We start from the raw sequence: 14993 nt of genomic DNA, 5'->3' as shown, positions 1-14993 counted from the left end.
CCGAAATATTATGTTACGCCCAAAAATCATTTGTTGTTTTTTGCTATGTCTGTTGGTCGTGCCTACATACGCTCAAACTTCTGAGATTCATAGTTTCCAACTTGTATTAGACGATCTATATAATGACATGTTACCCTTGTGTGAGCAATTACTGGGGGTTGGACAGGGTATAGCAGCCTTTGGAGCGATGTGGTATATAGCATCGAGAGTTTATAAACATATTGCCTCAGCGGAAGCTATCGAATTTTATCCGCTGTTAAGACCATTTGCCTTAGGCTTGGCAATTATGCTTTTTCCTGGAGTAATAAGTTTGATCAACGGAGTTTTATCACCATTAGTAAAAGGTACAGCCAGCATGGTTAATAATACTCAGGTGGCCATTGATGAGTTATTAAAACGTAAAGAGCAAGCCTTGATGGAGACGCCAGCGGGACAAATGTTTATTGGCGAAGGAGATTATGATTTGTGGTACCGCTATACCCATCCTGGAGAAGGAGAGGAAGGCGTTTTTGAAGGCATCAGTAATAGTATGCGATTTGCAATGGCAAAGGCAGCTTTTAATTTTCGCTATGCTATAAAGCAATGGTTGTCTGAAGTTTTACAATTGCTATTCGAGGCCGCTTCATTATGCATTAATACAATTCGGACTTTCTATCTCATTATATTGGCCATCATTGGTCCTTTGGTATTTGCACTTTCAGTTTATGACGGGTTTCAACATACCTTGACTGTCTGGCTGGCCCGATATATCAATGTTTACCTCTGGCTCCCTGTGGCTAATATTTTTGGGAGTATCATTGGTAGAATCCAAGAAAATATGTTGGTAATTGATCTGGGACAAATAGATCAGGGAGGACAGACTTTTTTCAGCACTGCTGATACAGCCTATTTAGTATTCCTGATCATTGGTGTTGCTGGGTATTTCACAGTGCCTTCAGTAGCTAATTATATTGTTCATGCATCAGGTGTAAATAGTTTGTTACACAAAGTATCACATGTATTTATTGCATCACCGATCCAAATAGGAGGAAAGGCACCTCAAGTGATTGCTGGCACAACAATTTCCCCATCACCTGGTAATACTCGGGATTATAAATCTCAAAAAATCAGTGGGTAATCATGATCTTTAAGCAACTCCAAAATATTGAACATGCTTTTCAATTTGTCAGAGGGTTCACAATGTTTTTAATTTCAGCCTCTGTCGCATTGAATGTCTACATGGTATATCAATGTCGTCAGCAAGTGAATGAAGCGCAGAGTAGAATTTATCTTCTGTCTGAAGGACAGGTATTGCAGGCGTTAGCAAGTTCAAGTAAAGATAATATACCTGTTGAAGCGAGAGATCATGTTAAAATGTTTCATCATTACTTCTTTACCCTGGATCCTGATGATGAGGCAATAAAGAGATCTTTACATCAGGCGTTGTATATGGCAGATCAGAGTGCTAAACGCCAATATGATAACTTGGTTGAGAATCGTTATTATGCAAATATCATCTCTGGTAATATCAGTCAAGAAATTAAACTTGACAGTGTCTTTGTCGACATTGAATCATACCCATTTTACTTTCGATATTATGGACGGCAGAAAATAATAAGGCCTACCTCAATTGTAGAAAGAAGTTTGATTACAGAAGGCTACCTCAGGCAGGTGGCACGCACTGACCATAATCCACATGGTTTACTTATAGAACGTTGGCATACCTTGGAGAATAAAAATCTTAATAAGATTAAGCGATAGATATATTCTCAATAATCAAGGAAAATGCTATGCCAACAATATCCTAACCACTAAATCAATTATAATGAAATCATTAACCACCCATAAAAATCCGCGTTCTCTGGTCATTTTACCATTGATAATATTACCGTTTCTAGTTTTATTATTTTGGGCCTTAGGCGAAAAGAAAAACCCTAACCGGTCCCTGTTTGCAGGAGGACTAAACTTAAATTTGCCTGAAGCTTTGGTTAGTGATGGGGATCTCTGGGATAAATTGAATATTTATCAAATATCGGATCGCGATTCTGTGAAACTGCAACAGAAAAGAAAGAATGATCCATACTATCCAATAGTAGCATTGTCAGGAGACACTATAACAGATCAGCTCATTAATGAAATCACTACTCGTAAGGCTGATAGCGTCCTTCAGCAGCAGCAACAACGACTGGGGAAAAGTCTAGAGGTTTTAGAAGAGCGCACAACTTTTATACCGCATTCTGTAGCACGTATAGAATTAAACGAGGAATTGAATTTAGAGCCGGAGGACCCGGAAATCGAGAAGTTGGAGTTATTAATGCGGCAGCTTCAGGTACAAGAAGAACAAGACCCTGAAATGCAGCAAATCGCCAATTTGTTGGACAAAGTGCTAGATGTTCAACATCCGGAACGTGTGGAGCACAGAATGGAAAAATTGAGAAACGAGGAGGATTTAGGAGCCCTTCCTGTGGTCTCCGCTGAATTTACGAAAAGATCAAATCAAAACAGATATAATCGATTTTATGGTTTTTCGGATGAAAACAGAGAGGAAACTTCTTTTCAGCCAAATTTGAGTGCTTATATAAAGGAAGAGCAACGTTTGATCAATGGAGCTACTGTCAAGCTATACTTATCCCATTCAATGAAAGTAGGTGAATATCTTCTAAACGCAGGAACACCTGTATTCGGCGAATGTCAATTACGAGGTGAGAGGCTATTAATTGAAATCAAAGGTATCTATCATAAGCAAAACATCCTTCCAGTTGCTTTATCTGTATATGATTTAGATGGAATTGAGGGCATTTATGTGCCTGATGCCATTGGACGTCAAGTGGTGCAGCGAAGTTCCCAGGATATACTCAATGATATTCCAGAATTTGGGATAAACCAAAATACGGTTGCTCAAATGACCACTGCAGGTATTACAACTGCACAACACATGCTGGGTAAGAAAGTGAAACAAACGGCAGTAACACTGGCTCAGGGTTACCAAGTGATATTAGTAGACAGGAGTCAAGCAAGAAGCCAGTTATCATTTAATCAAAATCCACTGCTATGAAAAAGATCATTTTAACATTATTGATAGCCGCTTTTCCGACACTGTACATAGCAGCTCAAGATAATTGTATACCGTTAAGTTATTTAAAAACCACTACCATAACCTTTGACCACGATGTACAGACTGTGGATAGAGGGAGTGATGGCTATATGGTTAAAAAATTAGATGGAATGCCTCGTGCACTGTTACTAAAAGCTGCTTATACAGGCTTTGAAGAATCTAATTTAACGGTAAGAACGGCCAATGGGAGTTTGTTTCAGTTGAATATTTGCTATAACCAACAACCTGATACCCTGTATTTTCATCTCAAGGAACAACAAGCACTAGAATATGATCAGGCAAAATTAACGTTGGGTCAAGCTATGGAAAGTTTGATTAATCGGTCCTACCCATCTTTTAAGAAGTGCGTTGAACAAGGAATTGAAGTAAAATACCCTCGATTAAAGGTTTTCAATGAATATATGTTGATGCATATGAAAATTAACAACCATACTTCCATACCGTGGGATTTAGCATCTGTTCGCCTATACATTAAAAGCCGTCAAAAGCTTAAAAGAGTGTCATACCAAGAGCAAGAGATACCAGTGAAAAGTTTAATAACAAATCATACAAAGGATGCCATAAATGTTGTCATAGCTTTTCCAAATCAAGTCTTGACTAAAGGTAAAATGCTGCATGTTGAGGTAATGGGAAATTCGAATCAAAGGAATTTAAAAATAAAGCTAACTCCCGCTCAGTTACTCGAGGCAAATCTATTAATACCCTAATTAAATTTAAATGTCATGAATGATCAAAACGTAGAATACCTTAAGGAAAGATTATTCTATTTGGGTTTTCAGGATCACTTGAACAAGAACCTGGAGGAACAAATAAATAAAGGTAAGGATAAGTTTCAGATTACGACCTCCAAATATTTTAACGGAGTGGATGAAAAAGAAAAAATCATGAACTATGAATTGAGTTTTAGCCAATCAAAAAAAACGGATTTGTTTTTTCTGTATCAGATTCAAGCAACTTTACTAAATGGCAAAAGTGAAAAATCACAAGCATTTTACATTAATAATGGACATGGTCTATCTGCGAAGGAAATGTTTAATCTGCTTGAAGGAAGGTCTGTATATAAATTGCAATACAATCAAGAAAATCAACCATATAAAAGTTGGCTGAAACTTAATATGGCCCAGAAGGATGGAAAAGGTAACTTTTTGGTGCATCGATATCATGAAAACTGGGGTTTTAATTTAGAAAAATCTTTGAATAGATATCCTATTAAAGAATTGCAGCAAGAGCACCTAAAACAGCGTATGATACGGTCTTTAGAAAAGGGTAATTTACAAAAAGTCACTATCGCTACTAGCAGTAATGATGAAAAGACATTGTATTTAATGGCCTACCCTCAGGGACGTATGATACATGCCTTTAATGAGAAAATGAAGTCTGAAAAACTTTCAGATTATCAACTCAAAGAGCTCAAAGCTGAAAATAAGAAAGAGGTGAGTTCTAAGAAAAGCAAGCGGGTTTCTCTGTAATGTAATCAGATTTTAGGTACACCGGCAACCCCTTCTAGTGATCTCCCACCCATCATTTGTTGTTGGTGTACTTTTTTTATTTCTGAGAAACTAAGAATGTTCTGCAAACAGACATCTAGGCAATCATCTATCCATTATTCTATAAAAATATGTCTCTTGTTATGATGTTGAAACTAGTCACAAACATATACTGTAACTGAAAAAATAGCGGCTATTCCTCATGCAAATGAAAAAGATTACTGGATAATATTGCACGGTATAGATAATAATTTATTTAAAATTTATCTTCTGAGTGAAAATGGTTTATTGTTACACCAAACTATATCTGTAGGTCAAATTCATAAATATAATCTCACTGAGTTACAAGGTCATATGAAAGCTTCACCAGACAATGGTATGCTGGCAGTAACTTTAAGACAAACCGATGAAACAGGTAAATTAGCAGTTTCGGCTCCATTTGAAATTTTTGATTTTAATAATAAGACAGGTGTGATATCCTACCCTAGATCCTTAGGAAATTATGCCTTACAATATGGCGTTTCATTCTCCCCAAATAGTGAAATTCTTTATCTTCATGGTTTCGCTGATAGTGGAATTAATCAGGGAGATTTACTTTATCAATTGATTTAACTATTCCTGAACCTGCCAAAAGTAGAATTGGATTATTAAAAAATAATTCTGAGGCAAAAGATTATTATGGCCTTGCTAACATTAGTCTACAAATAGGTCCAGACGGTAAAATATATGGAGCTGGAACCTTTCACAAAATGCATCTGTAGGAGTCAATTTGTTAATGGTTATTAATAACCCAAATGAAATCGGGAAAGATTCTAATGTAACCATTAATTCTCCGGATTGGACTGATAAACGAATTGGGATTGATTTACCGAATTATATTCAAAGTCTCTTTAAAGGATTAACTCCTACTAACAATCCTACTATTCCATGTGATAGTGAAATGAATTTCAAATAGGTCCTAATCCAAATGAAGGAATAATTAATATTTCAGTTACTGAATCATGTTTCGAACCGTATTATTTTACTATTTATAATAGCCTTGGACAGTTATTAATCCGCAGATACATAAAAGATCAAAGTACTATACTTAACATAGATTTTTTATCAGCAGGATGCTACTTCATCATTATAGAAAATCAAGTGCAGGTTGCGAGAAAAAATTATCTTGAACCAATTAATCCCTTTTAATAAAAGGCATATATGTATATATAGGGCCATCACAAGAGCTGGGGCCACCGATTAATTGTTGATTATCTTCATTGATAAGGATTTCAGTATCACTTCCATCACAATTTTCAATTAACTCATTTATTTGATTATAAGTTAAAATTAATTTTGTGACATCACCAGAGCTTTCAAATAGATAGGTTCCTTCAGCTTTTAGGATTTGGTCTTTTTCAGTCCTAATTTTTGTAAAACTATTATTCTGATTAAAATAGTAAGTTTCTTCAAAAGACAAATCCTCTGATTTTACAATCTCACCAGATAACCCTAATTCTAAAGATGATAATTTCCATCCAATCGCGAAATCTTCATTGATAAATTCGTGATTATTACAGCTGACCAATAATAATACGATGAAAAATAGTTTAAAATTTTCCATAGTTGTAGAATTTGAATATTACATTTAACACATCACTGCCGATAGCTAATTTATATATTACTCCGTTGAATTATATTGGTGATTTAAATGGTATTAAGGTATTATTGGTAACGAATTATAGGCTAAATTAATCTTTATCTATGTTATTTAAATCCATTTATGATTAAATTTAGACTGCATTAAATTGATTGATAGGTCTAATTTAACAATAACAAAATTTACCATTTCTAGGTAGAACTGCCTAAGCTAGAGCCCCTCTAATAATTAATTAAACGCCTGCTTTTGAATCCTTAAGTTGATGTGGCCTGCAGCTGATTCCATATATACTTTCTAAAAATCGATACTATTTGTTCCTTTCCCAATGGTTTAGCTAGATGATCATTAAAACCAGACTCTAATGACCTTACTCTCGCTGCCTGGTGGCTGTATCCTGATAAGGCAAGGAGAATCCCATTATATTTCTTTTTTCTCAGCCTCATGGCAATTTCATAACCTGTAATATCTGGCAACCCAATATCTATGAAGGAAATATCTGGTTTTTCTTCTATGATTAGCTTAGTCCCATCCAAACCATTATTGGCGCTAAAAACCTCACAGGTTAATGTTTCTAATATCATTCTCATCATCAGAGAAATATCCGGATTATCTTCAATAAGAACGATTTTTGCGTCTTTCGGGTTTTCTTCCGCTAAGTGAACTTTCATCTTATTTGGTTCAAAATTAGAAGGGGCTTGCTTGGCGGGAAAAGTGAGAGTAAAACATGCGCCATGCCCATAACCTTTGCTTTCTACTCTTACTTCTCCTTTGTGCAGACTTACTAAATGCTTCACTAACGCAAGTCCAATACCTAAACCAGCTGCTGCCTTCCCAGTTTGAGGTATTTGATAAAAATCTTTAAAAATTTCTTCTTGTTTATCTACTGGAATACCAATGCCATTATCTTCAATTTTAATATAAACAGCTTCCCGCTCTTGCCAAGCGTCTACATGAATTTTTCCACCCTCATGAGAATATTTATGAGCATTAGTGAGTATGTTGACAAATATTTGCTCGAGCCGGAGTGGATCTGCATAAATGTATATACCTCTATTGATATGGACCGATATTGTTTGCTTTTTCTGATCCATCAGACCCTTTAAACTAGTAAGGCATTGATTTAAGTGTTCACTGATGTTAATAATCTCAGGTTTTAGATCAATTTTTTTACGGGAAATACGAGATAAATCCAGTAAATCATCTAATAACCGTCCTATTGATGACACACTTCTGCCAAGAATGTCTATTATCTTCTTTGCTGGCAGCTGCTCAGTGTCTAAAAGTTCTATTCCAGCTTGCAAAGATGCCAGTGGGTTGCGAAGTTCATGACCTAATACTGCTAAAAACTCATTTTTTCTCTGATCTGTATTTTCTAATTCCTTAATTACATTTCGAAGAGAGTTTTCAAGTTCTAAATGCTCACTAATATCCGTGTTTGTTCCTAGCCAGCTTAAGACTTTTCCATGCTTATCCTTTACAGGTTTTGCTCGTGACAAAAACCATCTATAGGTACCGTCGGCTGCACGTAATTGAAAAGTGTCTTCCCATTCCTCTTCATTGTTAATATGCAATTTAAATTTTTCGATTATACGATCGACTTCCTCTTTTTTATGGACGCTTTTCCATTTCCAACCTTCCATTTCTTCTTTGGAGGTACCTGTATAGTCATACCATCTATGATTATACCAATAAACATAACCTGAAGGATCAGCTATCCAGGCCAGTTGAGGGATGGAGTTGGATATGGTTTTAAATTGCTCCTCACTGGCATGTAATTTTTCTTGATGCTCCCTGGTCTTCAGTGCAGTTGATATCATGTTAGCTACAGATTGCAAAAAATGAGCATCCTCTGATGTAAATTCTCTGTAGGTAGTTGTGTGTACTGCAATAATTCCGAAAGGAGGCTTGGTATGGTTGATTAGGCAGCTAATCCCACTCACCACATTATGCTTGAGCAGTAATTCTGGTCCCTTAAAGCGTTTTTCTTCTGATAGATTTTTCACAATGATTGGTTCTTTTGAAAGCAAAGTATAACCAGCCTGTGAATTATAATCATCTGGCACTGTGATATGACCTACTGAATTTGGATTCCAGCCTGTACCTGCAATTAGTAGTAAATTATGCTCTTCAGGTTGGTATTTTAAAATTTTGGCATAGTCCGCATTCAGTACGTGTGCCACTTGTCTAATGGCTTGGTGCATCATTTCTTCTGGCTCTGCACCCTCTAGTGCCATCATTCCTAATTGAGCAACCACTAATTGCTGACGCTCTCGGGCTTCTGCTCTTTTAGATAGCTGTTTAACTTCAGTTATATCCTGAAATGAAATCACTACACCTTCAATTTTTAATTCTTCCGTACGATATGGTGTAATTCTTCTTATATACCATTTATCATCTGGACCTGCTTTTTCTTTTTGTATAGGCTGAAAGTTTTTTAATACTTTATGACACTCCTCTACTAAGTTATCATCTACTAAATCTCGACCTAAAGATGAAATTGGCCTGTCGATATCTTGGCTGCCTATCTTAAGTAAATTTTCTGTAGCAGGTGTATATCGCTGAATTTCTAATTTAGTATTCAGAAACAGGGTAGGGATGTCCGTGCTGGAAAAAAAATTATTTATATCATTGTTGGTCTGTTGCAATAATTCTATCTTCTCTTTCAACTGATTGTTAACGGTGCTCAACTCTTCGTTCAAAGATCTTAATTCTTCCGACCCCGCTTCTAGCTCTTCATTGGCTGACTGTAATTCCTCATTAGTAGATAAAGCCTCTTCGTGAGAAGCTTTTAGTTCCTCCGTGCTACTTTCAAGTTCTTCAATAGTATTCTGTAATTCTTCCTTAGTTTCTGATAGCTCTATCTCAAGGCTTCGGTTAATATTTTGTTCTTCTTCACTTGGTAAATCAATTCTGTCTTTAATGATTTCTGATGATTCAGTAAAAGTTATTAAAATGGCTTGACCTTCAGTGAACTTTTGATTTGGTAATATGCTTAATTTAACAATTATTTCACTTTGAGTATTAGGTTCTTCCCTAATAGCCAGCGAGCAATGAAAAATTTGCTTTTGGCCGTTCTTTCTTAGTTTGTAAAGGCAACCTCTGAGTCTGGATCGAATATCAGAATGAATCAGTTGCATAATATTATTTTGGGGTTCACCCATAGGAAAATTCATAAAGGGCTTCAGGTTCCCATGATAATATAATATTTCCCCGGATTCATCTATAATTACAGAAGCAGAAAGTTGAGCATCCAAAAGTGCGATTCGCATTAGATCAATTCTAGAACTAAGCTCATCTTTTGATTTCCTTACAGAATAAGAAGGAATAGATAATGTGGGAGGACTATTCTTCTCTAAATGAAGATGATGTAAAAGTAAGGTCTCTTTATCTCTTCCAGGTATTTTTCTGTATATCCTCCATTTTTTAGATACTGATCTAAAAAAGTCAGTTTTATTGCTGATTGTCTCTGAGCTACCAAGAAAAAGAAATGAGTCACCCTCTAGAGCAAAATAAAATGCATTTAGAATCTTTTCTTGTACCTTCCTCCTTACATATATTAAAAGATTTCTACAACTAATGAGATGCATGTGAGAAAAAGGAGGGTGGCTTGCTACATTCTGGTGTGCAAAAGAAATCAGATCTCGTACTGTACTTTTGATTTGATAAGTCCCATTTCCTTGATCAATAAAGTATTTACCAATGTAGTTTTCGGGAATTTCTTTAATGATGCTAGAAGGATAAACACCTTTACGTGCCAATTTAATAGCGCCCTCATCAATGTCGGTGGCAAAAATCTTAAGTTCATTTTTTATATTGTGTTTCTCGATGGCTTCGAGTATAACAATGGCGATGGAATAAGCCTCTTCTCCACTCGCGCAGCCAGCCACCCAAACACGAATATCTTCCCCTTTATCTACTTTTTTAATAATATCGGGTATCACCTGCTTTTGTAAAACCTCAAAGGCTTCTTTATCTCTAAAGAAATCTGTCACGTTTATCAGGAGATCTTCTGTCAGTTGTTTTCGTTCGTCGGCGTTTCTTTCTAATTCTTGTATGTAGTCATAATAGTCTTTAAAGCCAGTTAAACTCATTCTCCTAGTGATTCTGCGATATATGGTATTTGGCTTATACTGACTTAATTCAAATTTTTCATGTATAGCTAGTATTTCAGTTACGCGTTCTAAAGTATTATTAGATATTTTGTCAACTAATTGCTTTTCTTCTTTAAGTGCTAGGGGGTGCTTAATATAATTTAGTAGGAGTGATGGCATCTCTTCTACTAATGCTACCTTATCTATTGCACCAGCCTGTATTGCCGATTTTGGCATGCCTTGGTGCTCGGCTGATTGTGGATTTTGAGCTAATGTTAACCCCCCGGCAGCTTTAATTTCCCTTAAACCCGCAGTACCATCACTTCCAGATCCCGAAAGAATGATACCTACACATTTCTCACCACATTGACGTGCCAAAGATCTAAAAAAGTGATCAATTGCTGTACGTTTCCCTGTTAGTTCTTTCTTTGGCGTTATTCTTATCATACTTGAACTTATCTCCATATATTTCGCTGGAGGGATAATATATACGTGGCCGCTAGATATAGATGTATTATCAGAAGCATCAACCACTTTTAGCATAGTATTTTTTCCAAGTAATTCACTCAACATGCTTGAATGATTAGGATCCAAATGCTGTATTACAAAATAGGCAATAGGTAAATCAACAGGCACACTATCAAAAAATTTCTGCAAGGCTTTTAGTCCTCCTGCCGAGGCGCCAATTCCAATGATCAATGGGTTCTGTGATGAAGGCATAAGGAAATCGTTATGTGTAGGTTTTGAAGTACCACATGTAATGATGATACTTGCCAATGTTTATAAGTATAAAGATACGTAAATGTTTATTCTTAACTTATTTATAAGATTTATCGAGTATAATGGTGATAATTTACTTTTACACGCATAATTGAAATAATTTGAAATGCCTATAAAAGGATTAAAATTAGATTTTGTGTTATTGCACTTAATCTGAAATTTTTTCCCTTTTAGCAATAATGTAAATCTTTAGTAGTGGATTTGCAACAAAAAACTGGACAATAAGTTAAGCACATTTTGAATAGTTATGATTATTAAATTGTTCAGGCGTTTTATATCCTAAGTGTGAATGTTTTCTTTTTCTATTATACCATATTTCTATGAATTCGAACAGGTCATTCTTGGCTTGAAGAATACTATAGAAATTGGTATGCTTGACCAGTTCTGACTTCAGTATCTTAAAGAAATTTTCGGCCACGGCATTATCCCAGCAATTACCTTTTCTACTCATGCTTTGTTGTATACCCTTACTTTTGAGGTGATCTGAAAAGGAATAGGTGGCATACTGAACTCCCCGGTCGGAATGAAATATTAATTGGTTTGTTGTTGGCCTATTAATTAAAGCCATTCTCCAGGCTGGCCATATTGTATCATGGCAGGCCATAGACCTACTCAATGACCATCCTATAATCTTTCGATCGTACAAATCCATTATGATGGTTAAATACATCCAGCCTTGATTAGTGGGGATGTAGGTAATATCAGAAACCCATTTATGCCCCGGAAGTTTTGTCTGAAAATCTCTGTTTAACAGGTTTTTAGCTACTGGATAGTTGTGTCTTGATTGGGTGGTAGTTCCTCTGAACTTTCTGCAAATAATACTTCTAATGCCCTGCTCACGCATGATTCTTGCCACTCTGGGGCGAGAAATACGCCAACCCAGGTCTCGTAACTCCTCGGTGATTTTGGGGCTACCATACCTTCCTCTACTATTGCTATGTATAGTCCTGATACATGCGGATACCTTTTCGTTCTCCAGCTTTCTCATTGATGGCCTTCTGTTGCTCCAATTATAGAAACCACTTCTACTGACTTTAAGTACTTTACACATCCTCTCAACACCAAATTTGTGGTTGTATTCCTTTATGAACCGGAATATTTGTTGTCTCCCTTGGAGAAGATGCTTACTGCCTTTTTTAAGATATCCCTTTCTAGCTGGGCTTCATGCAGTTCTCGTTTTAAACGGGCTATCTCCTTTTGTTCTGAGGTTAAATTCTGCTTACCGTGACCTGAAAAACTACCTTCTTTGTACTCATTGTATTCACGTTTCCATCGGGTAACCAGTTCAGTTCTTAAACCAAGCTCATTAGCTACTTCCCTTGTACTTTTTCCTGACAGACACAGGTTCACTGCCATTTGTTTAAACTCCTTGTCAAACTCTCTTCTTGCTCTTTTCATATTTAGTAAATTTAACTCAAAAGCGCTTAACTTACTGTCCAATCAAATGTAGCAGGTCCAGTAGATCATTTGACTCTACTGATACATCATTCGCTTATAACACTACGTTAGGCCTTTCATTATGAGTTAGTGTGACATAGTTAGATTGGCTCCTGGGTATAAAGGGATGTTTCTCCCTTATTTACAAAGTTTGTGAATAATTTAATAAATTGAAATTCTGAAATACATCCTTGGAATTGATGAATGAGACTTCTTATTCACTATAATATGACCAATCTCGCCTGATCCCGCCTGTTTATATTATGATCATCACAGCTCATTTTTTAGGCATACAAAATAATGAGAAAATTTAAGTCAAGGTTCCATTTTTTACTAGCTGTAATTGCAAAATTATGTTATAAAAACATAACTGTTTTGCAATTATCCTGTTATTGATTTTAAGATAGGACAATACGAATTACTCAAGGAAATGATGATTTGTTATCTCAACCTAATCTTCAAAATACCTTCCTATGAAAAGCCAATCAGAATTAGTAGAATTATGGAATCGTAAAGCGGCGGTAGTAAGAAAATGGTGCTTAATATCTACTACAGCAGCGGGGTCTGGTCACCCCACCTCCTGTTTGTCTGCTGTAGACATAACCACTGTTTTATTTGATAAATACATTAAGTATGATCTTAAAAACCCCTTAAATAGTAATAATGATCGTTTTGTATTGTCAAAGGGTCATGCGGCCCCATTATTATATACTTTGTTTGGAGTCGCAGGTGCTTATCCCTTAGAGGAGTTAAAGACACTGCGTAAGTTTGGAAGCCGATTTCAAGGTCATCCTGTTCCAGATTTTAAGTTTACAGAAGCCGCTACAGGTTCTTTGGGGCAGGGACTTTCTGTTGCAGCAGGTTTAGCTTTATTGGCAAAAAGGGAGAATAAAACATTTAAAACATTTGCACTGCTTGGAGATGGTGAGTTGTCTGAGGGACAGAATTGGGAAGCTGCTAACTTTGCTTCTTACCATCAGTTAGATAATCTTATTGCAATTGCCGATATAAATAGACTAGCTCAAAGCGGGGAAACCATGTTTGGTCATAATTTAGTATCCTATGAAAATCGCTTTCGTGCTTTTGGGTTTAAAGTAATTACAATTGATGGACATGACATGCTAGCATGTGATCAGGCTCTACAAACGGCTGTTGCTAATAATGATGGTAGCCCCACGATTATCATAATGAAAACTTACAAAGGTAAAGGGGTTTCATTTTTAGAAAATTCTGATCAATGGCATGGTAAGGGGCTTGATAATGAACAGTTGAAAAATGCACTTGAAGAAATTGGGAATGTAGATGACCAGTTAAAGTTTGAGTTGAAGAGAGTTCACGTCACTGAGGGTGAAACTCTTAAAAATGATGATGTCTCATTGGATTTTTCCTTCAATCCCGGTGAAAAAACTAGCTTGAGGAAGGTCTTTGGTGAGTTTCTTGCAGGATTAGGTAAGCAAAGGTCCGACCTGTGGGTTTTAGATGCAGATGTCAAAAATTCAACTTACACTGAAAAATTTTGCGAGACACTACCTGAACGTTTTGTGGAGTGTTTTATAGCTGAGCAAAATATGGTTTCTGCAGCCGTAGGATTATCTCGTCTGGGGAAAGTGCCATTTGTCGTAACTTTTGGAGCCTTTCTTACGAGAGCCGCTGATCAAATACGCATGGCGAGAGTATCCAATGCAAATATAAAATTTATAGGTACCCATGTAGGTGTTTCTATAGGAGAAGATGGACCTTCCCAAATGGCACTGGAAGATATAGCTCTGTTTGGAGCCATTCCTGACACAATAATTTTACAACCAGCTGATGCTATGGCGGTTACTAAACTTATGCCATTAACCTTAATGCATGAAGGTTTTAGCTATATGCGTATTTTACGTCCGGAAACACCAATTATTTATTCAAATCTCGATGAGTTTAGAATTGGAGGATCCAAGGTGTTACGAAAGACATCAAATGACCTTTTAACCATTGTAGCAACGGGTATAACAGTTTTCGAAGCACTCAAAGCTGCAGATAGTTTGGAGGCTGATGGAATTCATGTGAGAGTCGTAGATTGTTACTCAATTAATCCAATCGACAAGAAAACACTAAATAATTGCCTTAAGGAAACTGAACGACCAATAATAATTTCAATTGAGGATCATTTTGCTCATGGTGGAATGGGAGATTTTATCGGCTCAGCCTTAAATGGGACAATCAATTCTAAAATCATCAAAAAAATGGCTGTAGAAAAGATTTCTCGATCTGGTTCTATGGATAAGCTTTTAGGTGATGCAGGAATTAGCTATTTACATCTAGTAGAAGAAGTTAAAAAGTATTCCTAAACACATTTGGTGCTTAAGTAAAATCCGGCGGTTCTGTAACTTGATATTTAAGCTAACCTAGACTGACTATGGGAGAATTTTATTTAATATAACATTTAGAAAGCACAGTTGTCTTATTACTGATGGTCTAAGAAT

11 protein-coding genes are annotated in these 14993 nt (G+C 36.2%); 8 read left to right on the top strand and 3 right to left on the bottom strand.

Features of this window, described 5'->3' with window-relative positions; all coding sequences use genetic code 11:
* Positions 1 to 10: 10 nt before the first annotated feature.
* The 7 genes from traJ to LVD16_RS27900 all read left to right on the top strand — a co-directional run bounded on the left by traJ (position 11) and on the right by LVD16_RS27900 (position 5769).
* Positions 11 to 1117 (top strand): conjugative transposon protein TraJ, encoded by a 1107-nt coding sequence (gene traJ / locus LVD16_RS23455; protein ID WP_233770733.1) that lies wholly within the window; start codon positions 11 to 13, stop codon positions 1115 to 1117.
* Positions 1118 to 1119: 2 nt separating this feature from the next.
* Positions 1120 to 1740, top strand: coding sequence for a conjugative transposon protein TraK (traK, locus tag LVD16_RS23450; protein WP_233770732.1), 621 nt, complete (start codon positions 1120 to 1122; stop codon positions 1738 to 1740).
* Positions 1741 to 1804: 64 nt separating this feature from the next.
* On the top strand, positions 1805 to 3034 hold the full coding sequence (gene traM, locus LVD16_RS23445; RefSeq protein WP_233770731.1) for a conjugative transposon protein TraM: 1230 nt from the start codon (positions 1805 to 1807) through the stop codon (positions 3032 to 3034).
* Positions 3031 to 3801, top strand: a complete 771-nt coding sequence (locus LVD16_RS23440) for a DUF8473 domain-containing protein (protein WP_233770730.1) — start codon at positions 3031 to 3033, stop codon at positions 3799 to 3801. The genes traM and LVD16_RS23440 overlap by 4 nt, the downstream gene beginning before the upstream one ends.
* 15 nt (positions 3802 to 3816) lie before the next feature.
* The gene (locus tag LVD16_RS23435; RefSeq protein WP_233770729.1) at positions 3817 to 4563 is read left to right on the top strand and encodes a hypothetical protein; all 747 of its coding nucleotides are present in this window, start codon (positions 3817 to 3819) and stop codon (positions 4561 to 4563) included.
* Positions 4564 to 4812: 249 nt separating this feature from the next.
* A complete protein-coding gene (locus LVD16_RS23430) occupies positions 4813 to 5193 on the top strand; it encodes a hypothetical protein (RefSeq protein WP_233770728.1) in 381 nt (126 codons plus the stop codon).
* A 339-nt stretch (positions 5194 to 5532) separates the two neighbouring features.
* Positions 5533 to 5769, top strand: coding sequence for a T9SS type A sorting domain-containing protein (locus LVD16_RS27900; RefSeq protein ID WP_370687651.1), 237 nt, complete (start codon positions 5533 to 5535; stop codon positions 5767 to 5769).
* On the opposite strand, the gene LVD16_RS23425 is transcribed toward LVD16_RS27900, so the two are convergent.
* The 3 genes from LVD16_RS23425 to LVD16_RS23415 all read right to left on the bottom strand — a co-directional run bounded on the left by LVD16_RS23425 (position 5756) and on the right by LVD16_RS23415 (position 12489).
* Positions 5756 to 6184 carry a hypothetical protein gene (locus tag LVD16_RS23425; protein ID WP_233770727.1) on the bottom strand — a complete coding sequence of 143 codons (429 nt, stop codon included), beginning with the start codon at positions 6182 to 6184 and terminating at the stop codon, positions 5756 to 5758. The two genes, LVD16_RS27900 and LVD16_RS23425, sit on opposite strands and share 14 nt — an antisense overlap.
* Before the next feature lie 290 nt (positions 6185 to 6474).
* The gene (locus tag LVD16_RS23420; protein WP_233770726.1) at positions 6475 to 11031 is read right to left on the bottom strand and encodes a chemotaxis protein CheB; all 4557 of its coding nucleotides are present in this window, start codon (positions 11029 to 11031) and stop codon (positions 6475 to 6477) included.
* A gap of 286 nt (positions 11032 to 11317) precedes the next feature.
* Positions 11318 to 12489, bottom strand: a protein-coding gene (locus tag LVD16_RS23415; protein ID WP_233770725.1) for an IS3 family transposase whose coding sequence is annotated in 2 segments (ribosomal slippage) — positions 11318 to 12222 and positions 12222 to 12489 — 1173 coding nt in all. Because the reading frame shifts where the segments join, the coding sequence is not laid out codon by codon here.
* 512 nt (positions 12490 to 13001) lie between these two features.
* On the opposite strand from LVD16_RS23415, the gene LVD16_RS23410 reads away from it, so the two are divergent.
* The gene (locus LVD16_RS23410; protein WP_233770724.1) at positions 13002 to 14858 is read left to right on the top strand and encodes a transketolase; all 1857 of its coding nucleotides are present in this window, start codon (positions 13002 to 13004) and stop codon (positions 14856 to 14858) included.
* The last annotated feature ends 135 nt before the right edge of the window (positions 14859 to 14993 follow it).

It is taken from the genome of Fulvivirga ligni, from assembly GCF_021389935.1.
GTDB classification, from domain to species: Bacteria; Bacteroidota; Bacteroidia; order Cytophagales; family Cyclobacteriaceae; genus Fulvivirga; species Fulvivirga ligni.
Note: the sequence above shows the minus strand (reverse complement) of the source record. Positions and strands in the feature narration are given on the sequence as shown.